Here is a 23986-nt window from a genome sequence, read left to right as displayed (position 1 = left end):
ATCAGTCCTCGCTCGACCAGTTCGCCGCGTGTTCGCGGATGAAGTCACGGAGGCGCTCGACGACACGGCCGGGCCTGCGGACGGCCGAGCACAGTGCGATCTCCCGGACGTGATCGGGCCCGTCCAGGGCCACCTCGGTGATTCCCTCGACCGGGCGCACCGCAGGTGGGATCAGTGCCACTCCCATTCCGCGGCCGACGAATTCGCGGATCGTCGAGAATTCGGTGACTTCGATCTTCACCTGCGGGTCGAAGCCGCTGTCCCGGCACCACTGATCCGTCAGCTCCCGGAGGTTGTAGGTCGCAGGAGTGGAGATGAACTCCTCGTCGGCGAGCCGGTCCAGGCTGATGCTGCGTGCTCCCGCCAGCGGGTGCGTATCGGGCAGGGCGGCGATGATCGTCTGCCGCGCGAGCACCTCATGGTTGACCTCGGGTGGAGGCGGAATGATGATCGCCAGATCGAGGGTGCCCGCCTGCAGGTCAGCGACGAGTTCGGCGCCGTGAGCCTGTTTGAGGTCGAGGCGGATGCCCGGATGTTCGCGGTTGAAGACCGCGAGCAGATCGGGCACCTCACCGGCACCCATCGTCAGGGGAAACCCGAACCTGATCCTGCCGTGTTCGGGATCGGCCGCCTCGGCGAGATCGACCAATGCCGCATCGATCTCCCTCAGCGGGGCACGCACCGCGCCCACGAGATCGATGGCCGCCGTCGTCAGACCGATGGCGCGACCGCGCGGGACGGTCAATGCCATGCCGAGGTGGCGCTCGAGTGCGTGGATCCGTCGACTCATCGTGGACTGGGGTATGCCGAGGGCGGCCGCCGCCTCGGTCAGGTGACCGTCCTGATCAGCCAGTTCGACGAGTTCCCGCAGCGCCGTCAGCGGCGCCGTCCGAGCATCGGATGATCGTTCCATATTCGGATCATACATATCCGATCACTCATTGGACGGATGATTCGCGTAGGCGCATGGTGAGAACATGACCGCTAACCCCACGCACACCAATCAGCTTCCGGATGCCGATGTCGTCCTCATCGGCGCGGGCATCATGTCCGCAACGCTGAGCTCGATGTTGACCCTGCTCGACCCCGAACTGCGGATCCTCGTCCTCGAGAAGTCCACGGACATCGCTGGCGAGAGCAGCGAGGCCTGGAACAATGCCGGCACCGGACATTCGGGGTACTGCGAACTCAACTACATGCCCGATCCCGCGGACGGATCGAAGCCGCGACACATTTCCGAGCAGTTCCACCTCACCAGGCAATGGTGGGCACATCTTGTTCGGCAGGGTCTCCTCGATCCGACGGATTTCGTCCACACGACGCCGCATATGAACCTGGTGTTCGGTCGCGACGACGTCGCTTACCTGCGCCGCCGTGTCGACACTCTGCGTGCCGATCCCCTCTTCGCTGAGATGGAGTATACGGAGGATCCGGACACCATTGCCCAGTGGGCGCCGCTGACGATGGAGGGGCGGGTCGACGACGGCGAACCGATCGCCGCCGCCCGGCACCTCCGCGGCACCGACGTCGATTTCGGCGCCCTGACTCGGGCTCTGCTCACGCTCGGATCCACCGAGGTGCTTACCGGCCACGGTGTGACCGGGATTGAACGGGAAGCAAACGGATGGTCGATCACGGGTTCGTCGTCGATGGGACCGTTTTCCGTTCGAGCAGGCACCGTCTTCGTCGGGGCAGGCGGCTTCGCGCTCAGAATCCTGCAGAAGGCGAAGGTCCCCGAAATCCGCGGGTATGCGGTCCTGCCGGTCGGCGCCGCCTTCTATCGTTGTTCGACGCCCTCGGTCGTCGCCCGGCATGAGGGCAAGGTCTACGGTCAGGCCGACGTGGGCGCTCCGCCGATGTCGGTGCCGCACCTGGACAGACGCGTCGTCGACGGCGAGGAGCATCTGATGTTCGGTCCGTATGCGACATTCAGCACGAAGCTGCTCAAGCACGGTCGGCTCTCGGATTTCTTCACGACTGTTCGACCCGACAATCTCCATGTCATTGCCGCCACTGGCCTGCAGAACCTCGACCTCGTGTCATTCCTCGTCAGGGAACTCGCGGCCAGCCCGACACGGAAGTTCGCTCAGCTGCAGCGCTTCTTCCCACGGGCCCGACGCAACGAGTGGACGCTGCTGCCCGCCGGGCAGAGAGCGCAGCTGGTCAAACCGGACCCGAACAAGAACGGCGTCCTGCAACAAGGCACCGAGCTCATCGTCTCCGCCGACGGATCGATCGCGGGTCTCATCGGAGCCTCCCCCGGAGCGTCGACAGCAGTGCCGATCATGTTCGATCTGCTCGAGCGGGCCTTCCCCGCCCAGTGGCACGGCGGCTGGAAGTCACAGATCGCCGAGGCGGTCCCCGACCTCGATCGCACCGACTGGACCACCGAGGATGTCGCCCGATCTCATACCGATACAGACGCGGCCCTCGGACTTTCTCCTTTCAGCTCCGAGTAGCCCGCGCGTATCTCCGCTGTGCGGGCTCGGCCGGCGAACGATGGGTCTGACGACTGCCGACAGAAGTCGCAGATCAGAAGTCTCATCTCGCCGGTCGAGACGTTGGCAGAAAAACACAGTGGAAGTCCGCGAGCTTTGTGGCAGGTTGAATTGCATGCCAGGCGTTTCGACCTTAATGTGACTCACAACACTTACTGTTAGGGAGATCACACATGAGGCGCCTGTCCCGCAATCTCGTCGCAATCTGCTCCACCCTCGCACTGACCGCTGGGCTCGCTGCCTGCGGCGGCGGCTCCGACGAAGCCGGCGGTGCCGGCGACACGATCGTGGCCGAGACCGCCTTCAACCTCAAGACGATCGACCCCCATCGACAATTCGAGTTCACCGGGTCGACGATCGACAACGCCATCTACCAGACGGCCCTCGAGTTCGAGGACGGTGACCTCACCAAGCCGACCGACGGACTCTGCTCGTACGAGATGTCCGAGGACGACAAGGAGATGACGCTGACCCTCAAGGACGAGGACGCGAAATTCTCCACCGGCGATCCCGTCACCGCCGACGACATCGTCTTCTCCTTCGAACGTCTTCAGGGCATCAAAGGCAACCCCTCCTTCTTCCTCGACGGAGTCAAGGTGAAGAAGGTCGACGACAAGACGGTCACGCTCACCAGCGCAGAACCCAACCCCGCACTGCCCTACATCCTCCCCAACTCCTCGATCGGCATCGTCAATTCGAAGGTCGTCAAGGAGAACGAGGGAACCACGGACGAGAACGACGGTGCCGAACAGTTCCTCAATGAGAACTCCCAGGGCTCGGGACCGTACAAGGTGGAGAAGTACGACGCCGACAGCCAGGTCGTGCTGACCGCGAACGAGCACTACAACGGTCCCGAACCGAAGTACAAACGAGTGGTGCTGCGCAATGTCTCCGCCGAGACGCAGCTGACCGATATCCAGTCGGGTCAGGCGCAGGTCGCCTTCGACCTCAACGCCGATCAGGCGAAGCAGATCGATGAGTCGATGGGCAAGATCTCCAGCCTGCCCTCGACTCGCAGCCTCTACATCTTCAACAACACGGATGAGAAAGTCGGCGGCCCAGCAGCAGACCCGGACTTCCGCAAGGCCGTCATGGCGGCGATCGACTACGACAAGCTCACCGACCTCGCCGGTAAGGGATCGCAGCGGATGGCCAGCCTCGTACCGAACGAGTTCGTCGGTGCCGTCCCGAAGGACCAAGCACCCGAACGCGACCTCGCAAAGGCGAAGAAGCTGCTGAAGAAGGCCGGCTACGACGGCGAGAAGGTTCCCTTCCACTACTCGAGTGACCAGGCCGTCAACGGAGTCGACCTCGCGCAGCTCGCCGAGACCCTGCAGGCACAGCTGAAGGAGGCCGATATCAACCTCGACCTCAAGCCGGCCCCGAGCTCGACTCAGCTCGACGGCTTCCGCTCGGCCAAACAGCCGATGGGCATCGGAACCTGGGGCGCGGACTTCCCCGATCCGACGAACTACAACGTCTTCATTCCCGGCGGCGACGTCGCCGATCGCGTGAACTGGAAGGACGACCCGAAGCTGAAGAAACTTGCGGACGAAGCGGCCGAGGCGAAGGGCGATGCCCGCGACGCCGCCTACGCGAAGCTGTTCAAGGCGACCACCGACACCGCGGTGTGGATCCCGCTCGTCCAGCCGGTCAGCACCATCGCCGTCGGCTCGGGCATCACGAAATTCGTGTCCAACGCCGACGTCTCGTTCGACTTCGCAAAGGCAGAGTGAGGATGGCGGAAGCCACCACAGCGCCGCACGATGCTCCTGCCGCGTCCGCCTCTGGTGAGGCGGACGCGGCGCAGCGGATCAAACCGCCGAAGCTCCACCCGCTCCTCCGATTCATCCTCATCCGGATCGGGATCTCGATCATCCTGATCTGGGGCGTGACCGTGGTGACGTTCCTGCTCACCAACCTCGTGCCCACCGACCCGGTCGCGGCCATCCTCGGCGACCGGGCGGCAGCAGATCCGGAGATCGTCGCGCAAACACGGGAGAAGCTCGGCCTCGACCAGCCGCTCCTCGTCCAGTACTTCACCTACCTGGGCAATCTGCTCCAAGGAGATCTGGGCGTCTCCAACCAGACCCGCACGCCCGTGCTCGCCTCGATCGGTCAGGTCTTCCCCGCATCGATCGAACTCGGCATCGGAGCGATTCTCATCTCCGTCCTCCTCGGACTGCTGCTCGGTCTGCTCAGCGCTCTCAAACAGAACAGCATCGTCGACCACGCGATCCGCACCCTCAGCCTTATCGGCATCTCGGCGCCGACGTTCTGGATCGCCACCGTCGCCTACTTCGTGTTCTTCTTCCAGCTGCGAGTCGTCCCCGGCGCCGGACGACTCGACCCCTGGATCACCCCGCCGCCGAAGGTGACAGGCCTCTACACCGTCGACTCCCTCTTGGCGGGACAGATGGCGACATTCGCCAACGCTCTGGGCCACCTCGTTCTGCCCTCGTGCGTTCTCGCTCTCTTCACCATCGGTCTGCTCACCCGTTTCAGCCGCTCCAGCGTTCTCGACATCATCCGGCTCGACTACGTCACTGCGGCCAAGGCGAAGGGCCTGCCGGCACGGACAGTGGTCTTCAAATACATCTTCCGCGGCGCCTTGGTCCCGGTCATCACCGTCGTCGGTCTGGCGTTCGGTTCTCTGCTCTCCGGTGCGGTGCTGACCGAAACCGTCTTCGCCTGGAACGGACTCGGCCAATACGCCTACCGCGGGGCAACCACATTGGACCTGCCTGTCATCATGGGTGTGGGCCTCGTCATCGGCATCGTCTACATCCTCGTGAACTTCATCGTCGACCTGATCTACGGCTTCGTGGATCCGAGAGTGAGGGTGAGATGAGCATCGGCACCCCGAAACAGCCCACCAATGCCCCCATCACCGAGGCGGCCCGCCGCGATCCCGTCGACCCCGGACGGAAGAGTTGGCAGATCCGCTTCCCGAAGGCCCTGCGCACTCCGCTGGGATTCGTGGGGGCCGGGATCCTCGTGATCTGGCTGCTCGTGGCGATCTTCGCACCGCTGCTGGCCCCGTTCGATCCTCTGGCGCAGAACTTCCCGCGGCTGTCGGCTCCCAACGGTGAGAATCTTCTCGGCACCGACACACTGGGTCGGGACGTGCTCTCCCGCATCCTCGTCGCCGCCCGCACCACCCTGCCCGCCGCGGTGTTCGTCGTCATCTGTTCGGCACTGCTGGGCTCGGTGCTCGGCGCCATCGCCGGATACTTCGGTCGAGCTGTCGACGAGATCATCATGCGCATCGCCGATCTCGTGTTCGCCTTCCCCACCATCATCCTCGCCATGGTCATCGCAGCCGCCCTCGGACCGGGGCTGAAGAACGCGATCATCGCGATCCTGCTCGTCTCGTGGCCGTCCTACGCCCGTGTCACCAGATCGCTGGTGATGACGGCGCGCGGCAGCGAGTACGTCATCGCCGGACGCCTGCTCGGATTCAGTGCGGGCCGATCACTGGCCCGCGAAATCGCACCGAACGTCATCTCCCCGGTCGTTGTGCTCGCCACCCTCGATGTCGGTTCGGCGATCCTCACGATGGCCGGTCTGTCGTTCCTGTCTCTCGGCGCCGTTCCGCCGACGCCGGACTGGGGCGCGATGATCAGCGAAGGAGTCTCTCAGTTCGCGGCCTGGTGGATCGCGTTCTTCCCCGGACTCTGCATCCTCACCATCGTCATGGCGTTCAACTTCATCGGCGACAGTCTGCGCGACACTCTCGACCCGCATACCGCCCAGGAAGTCGGTGAGACGACCTCATGAGCATGATCAGCATCAGAGACCTCAATCTGTCGGTCACCACGGGGAAGAAGACCACTCATATCCTCAAGGACGTCTCCTTCGACCTCGAAGCAGGTCGCATCACAGGCGTCGCAGGAGCCTCAGGTTCCGGTAAGACCCAGACCGGTCTCGCCGTAATGGGACTCTCCCCTGCAGGCGCGGAGCTGAGCGGAAGCATCGACTTCGATGGAGTCGAACTGGTGGGAATGCCCGCCAAACAGCACAACCGCCTTCGCGGAGTGCAGCTGTCGATGGTCTTCCAGGATCCGGCTTCAGCGTTCCATCCCATGCTCACTGTCGGCGACCAGATCACCGACCACCTTCGCCACCACCAGAAGGTGTCGAAGAGAGCCGCCCTGGCCAAGGCCATCGAGATCCTCGGCCGAACCAGGGTTCCGCATCCGGAAGAAGCGGTGAAGAAATACCCCCACCAGTTCTCCGGCGGACAGCTGCAGCGAATCGCATTCGCCTCAGCGATCATCTGCGACCCGAAGGTCCTCATCGCCGACGAACCGACCACGGCACTCGATGTCACCGTTCAGGCGGGTATTCTCCGCCTGCTGCGGGAACTCTGCGACGACCTCGACCTCGCGGTGCTCTTGGTCACCCACGACTTCGGAGTGCTGTCTTCAGTCGCGGACACCATCGTCGTGATGAAGAACGGCGTCGTCGTGGAATCCGGCGAACGGGAGGCCATCATCACCGCTCCCCAACACGAGTACACACGTTCACTCATCGAATCGCTGCCAGGAGCGGAGGTCTCCCCATGACTTCGATCGACCAGGCCCCGACCAGCACTGCCGGTCGCTCCCCCGCAGCGGATGCGCCTCTTCTGTCGCTCGACTCCGTGGCATGCGAATACAAGCTCGACGGCGGAGGTCGCTTCCGGGCAGTCAACGGTGTGTCTCTGCAACTGGGCCGATCGGAAGTGCTCGGACTTGTCGGCGAATCCGGCTGCGGAAAGTCGACACTGGCCAAACTCATCTGCGGGCTCGAGAAGCCCGCAGACGGCTCCATCACCTTCGACGGCCATCCGGTCAGAGCACTCGGGCTGAAGAAGAGGGCGAAGGAACTGCTCGGCATTCAGATGGTCTTCCAGAATCCCTACGCGTCTCTCAATCCGCGACGGCGCATCCGCGATCAGCTCGAGGATGCGCTGGCGCTCAATCCTGACGGCAAATGGAGCGTCGAATCACTGTTGGAGGCCGTCGACCTGCCGTCCGACTCTGCACAGCGCTATTCGCATTCGTTCTCCGGCGGGCAGAGGCAGCGCATCGCCATCGCTCGCGCCCTGGCCGCAGGTCCGAAAGTGCTCGTCGGGGATGAGCCCATCGCCTCACTCGATGCGTTCCTCCAGGCACGGATCGCTCGCATGATGCGAGACCTCGCCATCGACTCCGGAGCTTCGATGATCTTCATCAGCCACGATCTCTCGGTCGTGCGCGATATCGCAGACCGGGTCGCTGTGATGGAAGCCGGCCGAATCGTCGAAGTCGCTCCGACCGACCAGATCTGGAACGAGCCACAACACCCGTATACGAAGAAGCTGCTGGCTGCCATTCCCAAGGTCGACGGCAAGGGAATCATTCCCGGCGGCAATTGACCGTACCGAGTCGAGACCGAACGCCGAGCGGCAGCGAAAGGACACGAGAGTCATGGTCATCCTGATACGCGGTGCGGAGATCTGCGCACCCGAACCGCTCGGTGTCTGCGACATCCTCGTGGAGGGCTCGCGCATCGCCTATCTCGGCGAAGTGGACAGGCACACGGTCGAGCAGCTGCCGGGTTCAGCAGTCATCGATGCTACTGGGCTGACTGCAGTGCCCGGTTTCATCGACCCCCATGTGCACATCACCGGAGGCGGAGGTGAAGGAGGGTACGCGACGCGCACACCCGAGATCGACGTCGCCGACATCATCAGCGCAGGCGTGACCACTGTCGTCGGATGTCTCGGCACCGACTCCATCACCCGGTCGCACAGCGGTCTCATCGCCAAGGCCCGCGGTCTCGAGGAAGAGGGCATCACGACGTTCGTCTACACCGGCAGCTATCAGCTTCCCGCACGAACAGTCACCGGATCCGTCGCCGACGATATCGTCCTCATCGACAAAGTGATCGGGGCCGGAGAGATCGCCATCTCCGAAAGGCGGTCGTTCCAACCGACGATCGAGCAACTCGCCGACATCGTCAGCCAATGCCATGTCGGTGGGCTTCTCAGCGGAAAGGCCGGAGTTACTCACTTCCACATCGGATCGCATTCGACTCGGCTCGAGCCTCTTCATCGCCTCCTCGACGACTATCCGATTGCTCCGCCAGCTGTGTATGCCACCCACATCACCCGCGATGTCGACCTCATCGCCGAGGCGGTCGGCCTCGCGGCCAAAGGCGCCTATGCCGACATGACGGCGGGGGCGTCCACAGTTGAAGCCGTGAAGAAGTTCGTCGAATTCGGCGGCAGTCTTGAACAGCTCACGCTGTCCTCCGACGCCAATGGCAGTCTGCCGAAATTCGATGCTCAGGGACGCCTGACGGAATTGAAGGTGGCAGACCAGTCGACGCTGTTCGAACAGGTGTGGGCGTGTGCTGAAACCAGCGGCCTGTCCCTGTCGCAGGTCCTCTCGTTCGTCACCGCCAACACCGCCGATGCGTTGAAGCTTCCGCGCAAGGGACGAATCCGTCCGGGCTGTGACGCCGATCTGCTGTTCGTCGACGAAGAGCACTCGATCCAGCACGGATTCGCTCTGGGCCGTCCGACCATCAGCAATGGCGAGCAGCTGGTCAGAAGCACTTTTGATCAGTCACCGCGCTGAGCCGGTCCGCACCGAGGCCCTCACTGCCTGCACCTGACCGCTCTCACACCGATACCGAGGCGGCTCTCGGACTGTCTCCGGTCAGCTGCGAGTGACCCGCGCGGACTTCCGCTGCGCGTACTCGGCGGGGCTGAATCCGGTGACGCGAACGAAGTCCGTGCTGAAGTGCGACTGGTCGAACCAGCCGAAATGCGCACCGAGGTCGGCCAGAGTTCCGTCCCAGCCGCGGTCGATCGCCCCGACCGCGTCGATGACTCGCGCCCTGGCCAGGACCTTCTTCACTCCGACTCCGCAGAAGCTGCTGAACATCCGCTGCAGAGTGCGCTCACCGATATCGGTTCTCTCCGCGAGGATCTTCAGACTCACGACCTCGGGATCGGCAAGAACGTAGAGAACCCGCTTCAGCCGTTCGAACGACGGAGTCATCTGCGGCCTCCAGGACAGCAGCCAACTCTCCACCGAGGCGGCTAATTCGCCCAGCTCCGGCACCTCGGCACTCTGCGACTGCGAAAACACCTCTGCCAGTCCGAGGTCGGCTTCCAACCTCGGAAACCACAGCCCGGCAGGGACCGTCGAATCACGGATGCTCGCAGGCTTCTGGTCGGAAAACGCCAGAGTGGCACCCGGCTGAAAGTTCACGCCGAAGACGCAGCCGCGTCCGAAGAGCCCCACGTCGAAGCGCCGCTTGGTGACTGGTCCGGTCATCCACGCTCCCGGCCCGTCGACGTGGGCACGTCGGCTGTTGCCGAACTCGAAGGTCAGATGGATGGTCGGTTCGGACAAGGTCGCCGACTGATAGCTCTCACCGTCCGGCAGGTCCCATTCGACGGCCCAATACCGTTTGACGAAGGGACGCAGACGCTCGGCGACGACGCGAACCGACGAATAGCGCGCGTGCTCGAGCATCTCCCCCGGTTTGAGTACGCGCCCGAAGAAATGCTGCGGCACTTCTTCACCCGGTGACGCATTTTTCCTAGTGACGTCATCGTCCATGCCACAAGAATGTCAGACATGACTGAAACACAGAAGACCGACACCGCCACGACCACTGCCGACAACACGACTGCAGTCCCCGTCGCCACCTTGGCGATGGTCACCCTCGACGCCCCTGACGCCGCCGTTCTCGGAGAGTTCTACTCCTCCGTCCTCGGCTGGCCCGTCGCCTTCTCGGACGAGAACTATGCAATGCTCACCGGTCCGAGCCATGCCCTGGGCATCGGCACGATCCCGGACTATCAGCGACCGAGCTGGCCCGACGACGGTCACAAGCAGTTCCACCTCGACCTCGCCGCCGACGACATCCAAGCGGCAGCCGATCGCTGCGTCGAACTCGGCGCCACGCGGGCCGAACCGCAGCCGGGCGAGACCTGGGTCGTGCTCCTCGATCCGGCCGGCCATCCGTTCTGCATCTCGGACGCAAAGAACTGGGGCTGAGCATCCCGGCTGTCGTTCAGCCGATCTCTCGGCTCCGCCCTGCCTTGTCCACCCGCACGATGTAGTGCGAACCGTCGAGACCGTCGACGAGGATGGTCGCCGAATGCTTCGCGTTCCCTCCGGTGACGATCCAGTTGGGCTTGAGCACACCGCGCAGACCGGCGGCGAGTGTGATTTCAATACCCATTCCGAGTTTCACCGTTTTGACGACCTTCGCACGAGCCAAGGATCGTGCAGTCCGCTCGGCTTCGCCCCGGCTTGGCAGCGGTCCAGCCTGTTCGCCGATCAGACTCGACCACTCCTCCGGTTCTGCCGAGGCGCCGCGCGGGGTGAAATCGGCAATCATGCCCCGCCCGGACACGGCATTGACGAGCACGTCCATGCGCTGCCCTGCACCGGCCGAACTCCGCCGGAACAATCCGTGAGTGCGCACATCGAGGGCAGCCCACCAGAACGGATGATGCACCGCTCTCGCCTCGGCGACAGAGTCGGGGAGCTTGCGCTGGAAGACGGCGAGCGCCTCGGCGGCGGTGACAAGCGGTTCCATCCGCACCGGATCCTCGACCTGCAGGTCCGGGGCGACCGACCGCCCGGTTCCGATCTCTGCACTCATCTCAGGCGTCCTTCGGAACCTGACCGGCCAGGGAGTCGTTCTGCCCGGTGAGCATGTGTGCGGGAATCGCACCGATCTTGTCGGTCTCCTTCATCGCCGCGAGAACGTGGGCAGGCACCGGATGTGAACGCTGGGTGGCCAGGGAGACGAGGATGAGCGCCAGGGTCGAGCACACGATGCCGATGCCCATGGGGTCGACTCCGGTGACGTCGACGAGTCCGGTCAGCTGCCAGACGACGGAGGACACGGTGCCGGCGATCATCGAGGTGATCGCACCGGGCACGTTCGCCTTCTTCCACCAGGCAGCGGCGATGTAGACGGGGACGAACGCGGCACCGAGCACCGTGGTGGAGAAGATGACCACCTCGGCAACGGCGGGCGGATCATTCACGGCGACGAAGTAGCCGATGACCGCGAGGACGAGGACGGTGAACCGGGAGACCCACACGGACTGCTGGTCGGACATATCCTTCTTGATGAAGCGCTGGAACAGGTCCTGGCTGGCGATCGTGCCCGACTGCAGCAGCAGAGCGTCGGCAGTGGACATGATCGCTGCCATGATTCCGGCCATGACGATGCCCACGGCAAAGTCCGGCAGCACCGTGTCGGCAACCTGGAAGACCGCAAGTTCGGGGTTGTCCAGGGTCGGCAGCAGGATGAGCGCCATGATGCCGACGATGTAGGGGGCGGGGATGAACAGCAGGTTGAAGCCCGTGGCGTAGAGGCTCGCGCGCCTGGCTACCGAAGGCCGCTTCATCGCCATATGGCTGACGTTGACGTGCGGCCAGCCCATATAGCCGATGGAGAAGACGAGGACGGCGCCGACGATGACTCCCCATTGGACGGATTCGATTCCGTCGGGTCCCCACATGGTCAGCAGGTTCGGATTGATCTGCCCGACCGCCTCGTTGCCGGCCGTCCATCCGCCCACTGCCTGCAGACAGGCGATGAGGATCCACACCATGCCGATGAGCATGATGATCGCCTGCACGAAGTCCGTGTAAGCCACGGCCAGGTACCCGCCGAGGAAGGTGTAGAAGACGATGACGCCGACGGCGATGAGCAGCGCCCAGGCATAGGGGATGCCGGTGACCATCTCGAGTCCGCGCCCGCCGGCGATGAACTGGCTCATGACATAGAAGAAGATGCAGAACAGCGCAACAGGGGCGGCGATCACGCGGATCCACTTCGACGGGTAGCGGTGTTCGAGATACTCGATCGAGGTCAGTGAGCCGAGGATCTGGGAGAGCTTGCGCATCCGCCGCCCCAGGATCGAGAGGTTGAGGACCCCTCCGCCGATGTCGCCCATCGCGTACCAGAGCGAGAAGTAGCCCTTCGTATAGGCCAGCGATCCCGCACCGAGGAACATATACCCCGACATCGACGACGACTGCAGACGCAGAGCCGTCACGGCCGGGCCCAGGCTGCGCCCGCCGAGCAGGTAGCCTTCACTGCCCTTCGACCCGATCTTCAACGTCCACACACCGATCCCGGCCATGGCGATGAAGTAGATGACGAGGAACCACGTTTCGATGTTCATTCCACTCCCCCGTTTCCGTTCGCCGAGGCGGCCCCGCCGTTGGTCGGGAACCCGTCGACTCCGGGCCGGGAGTTCGCCAGGGCCTCATCCTCGGCGACGTCTTCGGCCTTCCACCCGCGGGAGAGGACGACGAAGACGAGGGTGTAGATCACCCAGATGGCAGGTATGCCGAAGATGATGACGACCGTCGCCGTCGGAAGACCGAACACGTTGACCACCTCGTTGTGACGTGAGAGAAACAGCTTCTGTGAGTGAGATTACAACGTATCGCGAGAAGTCTGAGAGTGCCGCACCGGGCTCGCATGGTGGGAAGCGCTGGTCAGACTCGAGTCCGTTCCCACCTGCTGCGCTGGGATCACTCCACGGTGAACTGACGTTCGTGGAGTCCCGTCGCGGCACCCGGGATCGCAGGCCGGCGTTCCGAGGTCTGCACGTTTCCGTCGAGGTCGATCGCGCGCACGCTGACCGTATGCGTGTCCGCGCTCAGTCCCGTGTGCTCGCAGCGCCACTGTCGCCACGTGTCAGAAGTGAGCTCCTCGCTCAGTTCGGCTTCCTGCCAGTCCCCGTTGTCGATGCGTACCTGCACCTTCTCGATGCCGGTGTGCTGCGCCCAAGCCATGCCCGCGGTCACAACACGGTCTCCGCTCTTGGGCTTCACGGTGGCGCCGGGACGAGGCACGTCGATGCGCGAGGCCACGAGCACGGGTCCGTGCGTCGACCAACCCCGGGTCGTCCAATACGCTTCCTTCTCCGCGAATTTCGTCACCTCGATGTCGGTCACCCATTTCGTAGCCGAGACGTATCCGTAGAGTCCGGGGACGACCAGCCGTGCCGGGTATCCGTGATCGCGTGGCAGGGCATGGCCGTTCATGGCCACTGCCAGCAGTGCCGCCCGGTCGTCGGTGAGCACTTCGAGCGGAGTGGAAGCGGTGAATCCGTCGTCGGAGCCCGAAAGCACCATGTCCGCGCCGGCGTGCGGTTTCGCCCGGGCCAACAGATCCCGGATCGGATAGCCCAGCCATTTCGCATTGCCGACGAGATCGCCGCCGACCTCGTTCGATACGCAGGCCAGGGTCACATAGTGTTCCTGAAGTGGGAGGTCGAGGAGTTCGGCCATGGTGATCGTGAACTCGTTCTCGACCATGCCGTGGACGCGCAGCTCCCATGTTCCCGCATCGATCGACGGTGGGAAGAGCGCTGTGTCGATGCGGTAGAAGTCCGAGGACTCCGTGACCAGCGGGGTCAGTCCGGGCACGTCGAGTTCCGCACCAGCGGGGATCTCCGGCGCCGAGGTGGCCGGCCGTGGCAAGACGAGCTTCGTCACCTTTCCTGCCGCACTGCGGGCCAGTGTGGCCGCGGACTGTCCGGCCGCGACAGCGGCGATGCCGACCACGCTCAGTCCCGCGGCCAGGCCGAAGAAGGCCCTCCGCCCGGGGCGGGCAGGGGTTCGATCATGCTTCTCGGTTTCCGATTCTGGAGCATCGGCGAGGCGGATGAGAACGAGGAAGGTTGCGGCTCCGACGGCGATTCCGCCGAGACTCGGCAGAGTGGCCACAAGACCGGCACCGGAGCTGAAGCCGACGACGGCCGGCAACAGTCCGAAGCCGATGAGCAGCACGAGCGCGAGGCCTCGGCGTCGGGCACCGATCCACCCGATGATCGCGCCGAGCACAGCGCCGCCTGCGACGATGGTGATGACGAGGGCGAGTTTGTCGTGAGTGCCGAAGACAGCGATCGCGGACTTGATGAGCGCGGTGGGCATCAACGGGATGAGGGCCTGGCCGATGAGCAGCGCCGGAGCTGACGCCACGTCCAAGCCGCGAGCGATGAGTTCGGCGACCCCGAAGTAGATGAGGGTCGCGACGATCCCAGCGATCACGGACGGCCACGTACGTCGAGCGCTCGCCATCATGTCGTCCCCGTCCCCATTCTCAGGCCAGGGTGCGACGCAGACGCACGGCCGCCTCGGTGAGGGTAACGATGCGGTTCTCACGGTCGGGTTCGGGCAGTGACTGAGCCGAACGCTGTCCGTGTTCGAGGAGCACGACGACCTGGTCGGCGAGGTTCTGATCGCCGAGCGCCGGAACCGGTCGGGCGTCGGAGCCGATCTGCGAGAACTCGGTCAGGGCCTCACGGATGGCTGCGCGTCTGCTCGGTGCCGGCGAGGCCGCCTCGTCGAGTTGGGCAGTGGTCAGGGAGATGATCCGGATGCGCAGACGGCGGATCTCGGTTTCGAGTTCCGCCGCTGCTGTGGTCATGGCCCCATGATAGACCTCGGCCACGGCGGAACCGGCGGAACCGGCGGAACTCAGGCGATGCTCAGGTGTCTGCCACCCAGACGGTCATGGTCTCCTGATAGGTGCCCAGCGCTTCCGGGCCGTTGTCGCGACCCCAGAATCCGGACTGGCGCATTCCGCCGAACGGGGTGGCTTCGGTGCCTTCGCTGTAGCCGTTGACGGCGAGGGTGCCCACCCGGATCCGGCTGGCCCACCACCGCACTTGGGCGATGTCCTCGCACCACACGCTCGAGGCCAGCCCGTAGGGTTCGCCGTTGATGAGGTCGACGGCGTCGTCACGGCTGTTGCGCCGCAGCAGCTGGGTGACGGGACCGAAGATCTCTCCACGGCCGAGTTCGCTGTCATTGGGCACGCCTTCGATGACCGTCGGCGGGTACCAGGTGCCGGTATCGGGGACCTCGGCACCGGTGTTGAGGATTCGTGCTCCCTTCTCCACGGCTTCATCGATCCAGGCGGTGATGCGCTCGTGGGCGCGGGCGTTGATCACCGGTCCGACGTCCGTATCGGCGGCGAACGGATCACCGACGATCAGTGCCTCGGTCGCGTCGATGAGCGCGGTGCGGAATTCGGCGAACCTCTCGTCATCGTCGCCGACATAGATCACCCGGGATGCGGCGGTGCAGTTCTGGCCGCTGGTGCCGAAGGCGGCACCGGCGATGTCGGCGGCGATGACTGGGAAGTCCGTGGCGTGTTCGGAGTCGACGATGTAGCCGGCTCGTCCGCCGAGTTCGAGGGACACCTTCTTGAGGTTCGACCGAGCCGAGGATTCGAGGAAGGATCTGCCGACCGGTCCTGAACCGGTGAAGGTGAGCACGTCGATGTCATTGTGCAGGCCCATGGCTGCGCCGATGCCTGCGCCGGTGCCCGTGAGCACGTTGAGGATGCCGTCGGGCACTCCTGCCTCGGTGGCGAGCTTGGCGAGGTGGAGGGCGCTGAGCGTCGAATCCTCGGAGGTCTTGACGACCATCGCATTGCCTGCGGCCAGCGCCGGGGCGATCTTCCAGCCGAGCATGGCCACAGGGTAGTTCCATGGCAGGATCGCTCCGACGACACCGCTGGGCACCTTCGTCACCCAGCCCCAGCCGTCGGGGTTCTGCAGAAAGCGGCCGTCATCGCGGGAGATGAGGTCGGCGCTCAATCTGAGGTTCGCGGCGACGTCGGGGACATCTTCCTCGACGCTGCCGACTGCCACCTTCCCGGCTTCGATTCCGTCAAGGTAAGCGATCTCTTCGGCGTCGGCTTCGACGAGGTCGGCGAGGCGGCGCAGCACGCGGGCTCGCAGCTTTGCGTCCTTGGCCCAGTCGGCTTCGTTGAAGGCGGTGCGTGCTACGGCGACCGTTTCGTTGAGCTGCTGCTCGCTCGCCGCCGACAGACTGCCGATGACCGTTCCGTCGCTCGGTGAGATGAGGCCGATCTCGTCTCCGGTGCCGGTGACAGCTCGGCCGCCGATCCACTGTCCGAGGTTGCCGTCGATGATGGCCCTCAGCGCGGTTCGACCGCAGTCGATGAGGGTGTTCTCTGATGATGTCGTGGTACTCATGCTGTGTGCTTCCTCTCCAGGTCGGCGATCGCGTCGAGCAGCGTCGCCAGTGCTTCGGAGCCAGCGGTGGGCAGGGGCGGACGCACCGGCCCCTGTTCGCGGCCGGTGCGGCTCAGTGCCTGTTTGATGAGTGAGATGAATGCGGAGTCGCCTTCGATGAGTCCGAGCGCGTGACCCAGAGTTCTCCAGAGGTCGACGGCGCCGGCCCAATCACCGCTGTCGGCCGCCGCCCACAATTTCTGGCAGTGTTCCGGCAGCAGCCATGCCGAGGCTGCCACCCAGCCGCTGGCGCCCTGGGCGAAGCCCTCGAGCGCGATTCCGTCGGCACCGACGAAGACCTCTGTGTCCTCGCCGAGGCGGCTGCACAGCTCCCGAAACCGAGTGGCCGCGCCGGAGGTCTCTTTGACGCTCCAAAGTCGGCCGGTGTCCTGAAGTGAGGCAACGTGGTCCGGGAGCAGGTCGGTGCCGGTGGAGTGGGGATTGTTGTAGACCATGACCGGCAGTTCGGACGCGGTGAGAACCGGCCGCAAGGCGGCGATGACGGCCTCGGGTTCGAGCCCGCCGTAGAAGGGAGGAGTGACCATGACAGCGTCGGCACCCCAATCGGCGGCGTTCGAGATCTGTGCCGACATCTCCGCCGGGGTGTAGGCCATACAGCCGATGACGACATGCGCTCGACCGTCGACGGCAGAGACGATGGTCTTGATCTGGCTCTCCCGCTCCACGGCGCTGAGCGCCAGCGCCTCCCCTGTGGCACCGAGGCCGAGGAGGCCGGTCACGCCTGCACCAACAACCTCCTCGATGCGGCGGCCCAAGGCCTCGAGGTCTTGGGCACCGTCTGCGGCGAAGGGCGTTGTCGGCACGGCGAAGACTCCGCGCATCGGATTCGTCATCGAATGGTCCTCTCTGCAGCGAGATCATCGGTCCCGGCTTCAACGTCGAAGCCGGTCCGCCGACGCTCATGGTCGGTATCTCAGACGATAGGCACAAAAGTGATCACAAGCAATGGGGCGGTCTGGACGGGCTCCGCCCGAATTCACCTCGTTCAAACGTCAGCGCATCTGTCGATAGGTGCACCTATCGACAGATGCGCTCCGCCTTGATCGACGGCCGAACATTCTGTGGGGACGCCGAAGGGCGGATCCCCGGATGGGAATCCGCCCTTCGATCACGTGACCGGCTGCGAGCTCAGTCGCTGCAGGTGATCAGTCTCTGAAGTAGGAGAGGAGGCGCAGGATCTCGATGTAGAGCCAGATGAGGGTGACCATGAGCGAGAACGCGCACATCCAGGAGTACTTCTCCGGGATCTTGTGCTTGACGCCCTCTTCGATCATCTGGAAGTCCATGATCAGGGTCATGGCGGCGAGCACGGTGGCGACGATGCCGATGATGACACCCAGCGGCATCGTCATACCCATGATGTTGATCTCGATGGACCGAGCGCCGCCGGTTCCGGTGAACATCGCGACGGCGAAGTTGATGAGCGAGAAGATCGCGTAGCCGCCGACGGCGATGAGCATGAACTTCTTCATCTTCGAGCCATAACGCACACCCTTGAACTTGAAGAGGGCGAGCATGACACCGAAGACGCAGACCGTGGCGAGCACGGCCTGGAGGACGATGCCGGAGTACATGGACTCGAAGATCGAGGAGATGCCGCCGAGGAACACACCTTCGAACACGGCGTAGCTGATGATCAGGGCCTTGTTCGGTTCCTTCTTGAAGGCATTGATCAGGCCGAGGACGAGGCCGATGAGCATCGCGGGCAAGGCGAGGACAGGGACGAACCAACCGACAGCGGCGCCGGCGAGGAGGATAGCGAAGAGCACACCGGTCTTCATCATCACATCGTCGTAGGTCATCGCACGGTCGGCGACCTGAGGTCCTGCGTTGCGATTCTGTGCGGCAGGCTGGTTGAAGAGGTTGTTGAGCTCCTCATCGGACATGACCGGCTGGTTGCGTCCGGCCTGGGCTCCCTGATTGATAGCCCGGTTCATCATGGGGTTACTCACGGTCGAGATCCTTTCGATCTGAGCAGAATGTGCACAGCCGGAAGGCTGAGCAGCTGATCGTTCACGGTCACAGTCTAACCGGACGGTCTGGACGGGAACTGAGGATCCCGGCCGGCACGGTCCGACGTTGCATGATCGTGATGCTGTGGTGGACAACACCTGCACCGGGCGGAGAATTCCCGATTCAGCCCATCCGATATAGACAGTTCAGCCCATCTGGTAGTGAGTGGCCGCGCCCGGTCCCCACGGAATGCCGGTGGCCCACCAGATGAAGAACAGGAGTCCCCACAGGATGAACATGGCGAACGACAGCGGGATCGTGAAGGACAGCACCGTGCCGATGCCCGCGTCCCTCTTGTACCGCTGGATGAAGCCGAGGACCACGACGAAGTACGGACTCATCGGGGAGATGATGTTCGTCGTCGAGTCACCGATCCGGTAGAGGGCCTGAGTGGTCTCCGGAGAGATCGACAGAAGCATGAACATCGGCACGAGCACCGGGGCCATGAGCGTCCACAGTCCCGAACCGGAGGTGAGGAACAGGGCGCCCAGCGCCACGAGCAGCCATCCACCGAGGAGGATGACGAAGGGACCGGTGTTGAGCGCCCCGAACACCTCGGCGCCTTTGATCGCCATGATCTCGCCGAGGTTGGACATCTTGAACAGCGCGAGGAACTGGCTGGCGGCGAAGAACAGGACGATGACCGGCACGAACGGCAGCAGCCCCTTGCCCATCATCTCCGGGATGTCGGCGGTGCGTTTGATCGACCCGGTGGCGTAGCCGTAGACGATGCCGACGATGAAGAAGCCGAAGCCGATGATCGCGGCGATTCCGGCCATCAGACCCGATTCGGGACCGAACCCTCCGGCTTCGTCGCGGAGGAACGATCCCGCGGGCCATGCGAGGGCGAACAGCAGCGCGGCGCAGACGATGATGGAGATGACGGCGATGACCATTCCGCGCTTCTCGTTGGCGTCGAGGGCCATCTTGACGTCGAAGTTGTCCGGATCGTCGTCGGTCTCCTCGTCGAGTTCGATCTGGTCGGCGCGCTTCGACAGGACGAGCTCGGTCACCAGGGTCACCGCGGCAGCGACGACGAACATGGAGATGAAGTTGAAGTAGAAGTTCGCGACGGGGCTGACAGTGTAGTCGGCGTCGATGATCTGTGCGGCCGAGGTCGACAGACCGCCGAGGATCGTGTCGAGCGAATTGACCATTGGCGCCGCCGAATAGCCGCCCGAGGTCGCGGCATATGCGACGAGGCAGCCGAGCAGCGGATTGCGGCCGACGGCTTTGAACGCGAGTCCGCCGAGGGGAATCATGATCATGTAGGAGGCGTCGGAGGCGATCGACGAGGCGGTTCCCGCAAGGGCGACGATGAACGTGATCCACTTCGGGGAGGCCCCGGCGATGGTTCCGCGCAACATCGCCGGGATCAGCCCGGACTGTTCGGCCACGGCCACGCCGATGAGCACGATGAGGACGAGTCCCAGCGGTGGGAAGGTGACGAAGTTGTTCGTGGCTCCCGCGACGATCTCACGCAGCGATTCGGTGGAGAAGAGGTTCGTCACCGTCACTTTCTCGTCCGTAGCCGGGTTGACGGCGTTGAGGCCGGTGGACGAGAAGATCGCCGAGAGGATCATGACGATGACGGCCAGCGACAGGAACAGCCAGAACGGGTGCGGCAGTTTGTTGCCGGCCTTTTCGATGATGACGAGAAGGCGCATGAGCCAGTTCAGCTCGGAGCCGTCATTCCTCTTCTCTGCGGTCGCAGGTGTGGTGCTCGACATCAGGTCTCCTCGGTCGGGGTGGCGCTGGCGAATGCGTTGAGCCGGGCGTCGCACATGTGAGTGCGATCACCTCAAAGAGCAAGTGTCATGGACAATCAGCATTGTGTCACGGGAATCTCATATTCCGGATGTGCGAACGCACCCGTCCCTCGCCGAGGCGGCCGTGCGGTCTCGCACTCACCGACGTTGGTGAATAGACGAAGGCGCCGACAGCAGAAAACTGCGGTCGGCGCCCTCTCAGCCGGCAGGCGACTCAGCACTCAAGTTGAGGGTGGGCCGCCTCGGCGATATCAGCGTTCGATGTCGCCGCGGATGAAGGCTTCGACGGCCTCGTGCGCGGCGTCGTCGTCCTTCTGCTCCGGGGGTGACTTCATGAAGTACGAGGAGGCGGAGATGAGTGCTCCGCCGATTCCGCGGTCGAGGCCGATCTTCGCCGCACGCACGGCGTCGATGATGACGCCGGCGGAGTTCGGCGAGTCCCACACCTCGAGCTTGTATTCCAGGGACACGGGGGCGTCGCCGAAGTTGCGGCCCTCGAGGCGGACGAACGCCCACTTGCGGTCATCGAGCCATTCGACGTAGTCGCTGGGTCCGATGTGGACGTCGCGGTCGGACAGCTGGGCGGAGGTGTTCGAGGTCACGGCCTGGGTCTTCGAGATCTTCTTCGACTCGAGGCGCTTGCGCTCGAGCATGTTCTTGAAGTCCATGTTGCCGCCGACGTTGAGCTGGTACGTCCGGTCGAGGACGACGCCGCGGTCTTCGAACAGCTTCGCCATCACACGGTGGGTGATGGTCGCACCGATCTGGGACTTGATGTCGTCACCGACGATCGGGACACCGGCGGCGCGGAACTTCTCGTCCCATTCCTTGGTGCCGGCGATGAATACGGGCAGGGCATTGACGAAGGCGACCTTCGCATCGATGGCGGCCTGAGCGTAGAACTCGACGGCCTTCTGCGAACCGACGGGCAGGTAGCACACGAGGACATCCGCCTCGGCGTCTTGCAGCGCCTTGACCACATCGACGGCTTCACGGTCGGATTCGACGATCGTGTCGCGGTAGTACTCGCCGAGACCGTCGAGAGTGGGTCCGCGCAGAACCTCGATGCCGGTGGGCTCAACATCGGCGAGCTTGATGGTGTTGTTCTCGCTGGCGGTGATCGCCTCGGCGATGTCGATGCCGACCTTCTTGCCGTCGACGTCGAAGGCGGCAACGAAATCGATGTCACCGACGTGGTAGTCCCCGAATTCCACGTGCATGAGACCGGGGACCTTCGTCCCGGGCGACGCGTTCCGGTAGTACTCCACGCCTTGGATCAGGGACGAGGCGCAGTTGCCCAGTCCGGCAATCGCGACTCGAATCGATTTCGTTCCCACAATTCTCCTTTGTCTGTATGGGTTTCACCGAGCGGCGGGAGAAGTCCCACGCGGGCGGTTCGCCCTGCGGGGCTTCGCTTCGGCCCCAACTATCCATAATAATGTCCACGTCAAAATGCCGGAGATCGGCATCAGAACGCGGCTGTCGTCTCAGCTGACGACCAGAGGTTCGAGGACCAGGTCGGGGTGGTTCTTCTGTACGCCCTGCAGCCGCCACCGGTCGGAGAACAGAGCCAGCAGCTCTCCGTCGGAACGGTGGAGGACCTCGACCGAGCGTTCCCGTGCCAGGGTCGGCACGCATTCGGGAGTGGTGCGACGGGCGAGGGAGAAGTTCAGGCGCTCCAGGGTGCAGGGAGCGTTGAATTCGTTGGTCATCCGGTCTTCGGCCACCTCGAACTGCATCGGTCCGACGGCACCGAGCACGGGTGCCTGATCACCACGCAGGTCGGAGCGCAGCACCTGGATGACGCCTTCGTGGTCGAGCTGTTCGATGCCGCGGCGGAACTGCTTGTACTTCGAGGAGTCCTTGGCGCGGATGACCATGAAGTGTTCGGGCGAGAACGTCGGGATGCCGGGGAATTCGACCTTCTTGTCGAGGTAGAGGGAGTCACCGACGCGCAGTGCGGAGGCGTTGACCAATCCGACGACATCGCCCGGGAACGCTTCGTCGACGACGTCGCGGTCGCGACCGAAGACCTGCTGAGCATACTTCGTGGCGAAGGGTTTGCCGGTGCTGGCATGCGTGAGTACGGTTCCGCGTTCGAAGACTCCCGAGCAGACTCGGATATAGGCGAGCCGGTCACGGTGGTTGGAGTCCATTCCGGCCTGCACCTTGAACACGAATCCGGAGAAGGGATCGTCGACGGGGCGGGGCTCGTCGTCCTTGTCCAGGCGAGCTTCGGCAGGCGGGGCGAGGTCGACGAGGAGGTCGAGGAGTTTGTGGATGCCGAAGTTGAGCACGGCCGAAGCGAACATCACCGGAGTCGACTTTCCGGCGAGGAAGGTCTCCTGATCGTGGTTCTGGTCTTCCATCTCCAGCAGATCGGACTCGTCGACAGCGGTCGTCCAGGCATCGCCCTCGAGGTCGGCGGCCGCCTCGGCGGTATATGTGTCCTCACCGGCGATCGTGGCGCCTCCGTCGGTGCGGGTGTACTTCGTATACTCGCCGCTGGTGCGGTCGAGGACTCCGCGGAAGTCTCCGGACTGGCCGACGGGCCAGGTGATCGGGGTGGGCAGGAGGCCGGTGCGCTGCTGGACCTCGTCCATGAGTTCGAGCGCGTCGAGGCCGGGACGGTCCCACTTGTTGATGACCGTGATGATCGGGATGTTGCGGTGGGCACAGACTTCGAAGAGCTTCATCGTCTGTGCTTCGAGGCCCTTGGCGGCGTCGATGAGCATGACGGCGCAGTCGACGGCGGAGAGCACACGGTAAGTGTCCTCGGAGAAGTCGGCGTGGCCAGGGGTGTCGACGAGGTTGAACACGGCGTCGCGATACTCGAACTGCAGTGCGGCCGAGGAGATCGAGATTCCGCGGTCCTGCTCCATCTGCATCCAGTCGGAGACGGTGGCGCGGCGACCGGCTTTACCGTGAGTGGCTCCGGCCTGGCCGATGGCGCGAGCGTGGAGGGCGAGCGCCTCGGTGGTCGTCGATTTGCCCGCGTCGGGGTGGGAGATGACAGCGAACGTGCGGCGGCGGGACGCCTCGTGTCGGATGTCCTTGTCGGAATACTGGCCAGAAGTCACCGCAATATCTTATCGCCCTTCTCACTCATCCGGCGTGTCCGTTCAGTCACAGTGGCCGGGGACGGCCGTGCGGAGTCTGACGGTGGGCGTTGCATCCAGCGTCCTGTCGGAATCTGCCCATATGCTGGGGTGCGATGTCTGAGGAATTCGTCGAATACGCCGGCCGCTTGGAGCCGAAGGAACGCTGGCTCAAAGCCCTACCGCTCATCATCGCGGGAGTCCTGGGCGTCCCGCTGCTCTGCGCGGCGATCTGGTTCTCCTGGCAGATCGCGCAGACGACGAAGTACCTCTTCGATCTCGGCACCTCCGGCAGCGAGGCGGCCGGGATGGTGCTGCTCAGTCTCTCCGGAGCCTTCTGCCTCATCTTCTATCTCGCGTTCCTCTTCATCGGCACCCGCCGTCGCACGTGGAAGTGGCGCATCTGGTGGGCGGCAGCGACCCTTCTTGCCGCAGGGGCCCTTCCGCTGTGGTGGCTCTTCAGCGGCTTCTTCGCCGACGTCTAACCCTCGCTCGCCCCGGCTTCTCCTACAGGTA

The 23986-nt window shown here is 64.1% G+C and carries 22 protein-coding genes; 9 read left to right on the top strand and 13 right to left on the bottom strand.

Annotation, left to right across the window (positions count from 1 at the left end; all coding sequences use genetic code 11):
• Position 1: 1 nt before the first annotated feature.
• Positions 2-913: a LysR family transcriptional regulator gene (locus tag BEP01S_RS06565; protein WP_062241716.1), complete on the bottom strand. Its 912-nt coding sequence runs from the start codon at positions 911-913 to the stop codon at positions 2-4.
• Between the two features lie 64 nt (positions 914-977).
• Between BEP01S_RS06565 and BEP01S_RS06560 the strand changes: the two genes are divergently transcribed.
• The 7 genes from BEP01S_RS06560 (at position 978) to iadA (ending at position 9106) form a co-directional block, all read left to right on the top strand.
• Positions 978-2459: a malate:quinone oxidoreductase gene (locus tag BEP01S_RS06560; protein ID WP_062241610.1), complete on the top strand. Its 1482-nt coding sequence runs from the start codon at positions 978-980 to the stop codon at positions 2457-2459.
• Between the two features lie 212 nt (positions 2460-2671).
• Positions 2672-4234, top strand: coding sequence for an ABC transporter substrate-binding protein (locus BEP01S_RS06555; RefSeq protein WP_062241607.1), 1563 nt, complete (start codon positions 2672-2674; stop codon positions 4232-4234).
• 2 nt (positions 4235-4236) lie between these two features.
• Positions 4237-5349, top strand: a complete 1113-nt coding sequence (locus BEP01S_RS06550) for an ABC transporter permease (protein WP_244882123.1) — start codon at positions 4237-4239, stop codon at positions 5347-5349.
• Positions 5346-6278, top strand: a complete 933-nt coding sequence (locus BEP01S_RS06545) for an ABC transporter permease (RefSeq protein ID WP_083532593.1) — start codon at positions 5346-5348, stop codon at positions 6276-6278. Before BEP01S_RS06550 ends, BEP01S_RS06545 begins: the two co-directional genes overlap by 4 nt.
• On the top strand, positions 6275-7066 hold the full coding sequence (locus tag BEP01S_RS06540; protein WP_062241605.1) for an ABC transporter ATP-binding protein: 792 nt from the start codon (positions 6275-6277) through the stop codon (positions 7064-7066). The genes BEP01S_RS06545 and BEP01S_RS06540 overlap by 4 nt, the downstream gene beginning before the upstream one ends.
• On the top strand, positions 7063-7899 hold the full coding sequence (locus BEP01S_RS06535; RefSeq protein ID WP_062241603.1) for an ABC transporter ATP-binding protein: 837 nt from the start codon (positions 7063-7065) through the stop codon (positions 7897-7899). The genes BEP01S_RS06540 and BEP01S_RS06535 overlap by 4 nt, the downstream gene beginning before the upstream one ends.
• Positions 7900-7951: 52 nt before the next feature.
• Entirely contained in the window at positions 7952-9106 is a 1155-nt protein-coding gene (iadA, locus tag BEP01S_RS06530) for a beta-aspartyl-peptidase (protein WP_062241601.1), read from the top strand.
• An 81-nt stretch (positions 9107-9187) separates the two neighbouring features.
• Here the strand turns inward: iadA and BEP01S_RS06525 are convergent, their stop codons facing one another.
• The gene (locus tag BEP01S_RS06525; protein WP_062241599.1) at positions 9188-10099 is read right to left on the bottom strand and encodes a helix-turn-helix domain-containing protein; all 912 of its coding nucleotides are present in this window, start codon (positions 10097-10099) and stop codon (positions 9188-9190) included.
• Positions 10100-10117: 18 nt separating this feature from the next.
• Here BEP01S_RS06525 and BEP01S_RS06520 point away from each other — a divergent pair, with 18 nt between their 5' ends.
• Positions 10118-10540, top strand: a complete 423-nt coding sequence (locus tag BEP01S_RS06520) for a VOC family protein (RefSeq protein ID WP_062241597.1) — start codon at positions 10118-10120, stop codon at positions 10538-10540.
• A 16-nt stretch (positions 10541-10556) separates the two neighbouring features.
• Here BEP01S_RS06520 and BEP01S_RS06515 read toward each other — a convergent pair whose 3' ends face one another.
• From BEP01S_RS06515 to BEP01S_RS06465, 11 genes are all read right to left on the bottom strand, one after another.
• Positions 10557-11153: a hypothetical protein gene (locus tag BEP01S_RS06515; protein ID WP_062241595.1), complete on the bottom strand. Its 597-nt coding sequence runs from the start codon at positions 11151-11153 to the stop codon at positions 10557-10559.
• A 1-nt stretch (position 11154) separates the two neighbouring features.
• Complete coding sequence (locus BEP01S_RS06510; protein WP_039207190.1) at positions 11155-12693, bottom strand: sodium/proline symporter; 1539 nt, start codon at positions 12691-12693, stop codon at positions 11155-11157.
• Positions 12690-12902, bottom strand: a complete 213-nt coding sequence (locus BEP01S_RS06505) for a hypothetical protein (RefSeq protein WP_152609585.1) — start codon at positions 12900-12902, stop codon at positions 12690-12692. Before BEP01S_RS06505 ends, BEP01S_RS06510 begins: the two co-directional genes overlap by 4 nt.
• Before the next feature lie 146 nt (positions 12903-13048).
• The gene (locus tag BEP01S_RS06500; RefSeq protein ID WP_244882121.1) at positions 13049-14605 is read right to left on the bottom strand and encodes a molybdopterin-dependent oxidoreductase; all 1557 of its coding nucleotides are present in this window, start codon (positions 14603-14605) and stop codon (positions 13049-13051) included.
• Positions 14606-14624: 19 nt separating this feature from the next.
• Positions 14625-14951 (bottom strand): hypothetical protein, encoded by a 327-nt coding sequence (locus BEP01S_RS06495; protein WP_062241591.1) that lies wholly within the window; start codon positions 14949-14951, stop codon positions 14625-14627.
• Positions 14952-15012: 61 nt separating this feature from the next.
• Positions 15013-16530, bottom strand: a complete 1518-nt coding sequence (locus BEP01S_RS06490) for an aldehyde dehydrogenase family protein (RefSeq protein WP_062241589.1) — start codon at positions 16528-16530, stop codon at positions 15013-15015.
• Positions 16527-17423 carry a dihydrodipicolinate synthase family protein gene (locus tag BEP01S_RS06485; RefSeq protein ID WP_062241587.1) on the bottom strand — a complete coding sequence of 299 codons (897 nt, stop codon included), beginning with the start codon at positions 17421-17423 and terminating at the stop codon, positions 16527-16529. Before BEP01S_RS06485 ends, BEP01S_RS06490 begins: the two co-directional genes overlap by 4 nt.
• Before the next feature lie 312 nt (positions 17424-17735).
• On the bottom strand, positions 17736-18530 hold the full coding sequence (locus BEP01S_RS06480) for a Bax inhibitor-1/YccA family protein (protein WP_062241584.1): 795 nt from the start codon (positions 18528-18530) through the stop codon (positions 17736-17738).
• Between the two features lie 219 nt (positions 18531-18749).
• Complete coding sequence (locus BEP01S_RS06475; RefSeq protein ID WP_062241583.1) at positions 18750-20333, bottom strand: AbgT family transporter; 1584 nt, start codon at positions 20331-20333, stop codon at positions 18750-18752.
• 290 nt (positions 20334-20623) lie between these two features.
• On the bottom strand, positions 20624-21709 hold the full coding sequence (locus tag BEP01S_RS06470; RefSeq protein ID WP_039207178.1) for an inositol-3-phosphate synthase: 1086 nt from the start codon (positions 21707-21709) through the stop codon (positions 20624-20626).
• Positions 21710-21859: 150 nt separating this feature from the next.
• Complete coding sequence (locus BEP01S_RS06465) at positions 21860-23452, bottom strand: peptide chain release factor 3 (protein WP_062241581.1); 1593 nt, start codon at positions 23450-23452, stop codon at positions 21860-21862.
• A 134-nt stretch (positions 23453-23586) separates the two neighbouring features.
• Here BEP01S_RS06465 and BEP01S_RS06460 point away from each other — a divergent pair, with 134 nt between their 5' ends.
• Positions 23587-23955, top strand: a complete 369-nt coding sequence (locus tag BEP01S_RS06460; protein ID WP_062241579.1) for a hypothetical protein — start codon at positions 23587-23589, stop codon at positions 23953-23955.
• Positions 23956-23986: the final 31 nt, after the last annotated feature.

The sequence above is a fragment of the Brevibacterium epidermidis NBRC 14811 genome (genome assembly GCF_001570805.1).
Classification (GTDB): Bacteria; Actinomycetota; Actinomycetes; order Actinomycetales; family Brevibacteriaceae; genus Brevibacterium; species Brevibacterium epidermidis.
The sequence above is the reverse complement of the archived record's forward strand: the minus strand, read 5'-3'. Positions and strand labels throughout refer to the sequence as shown.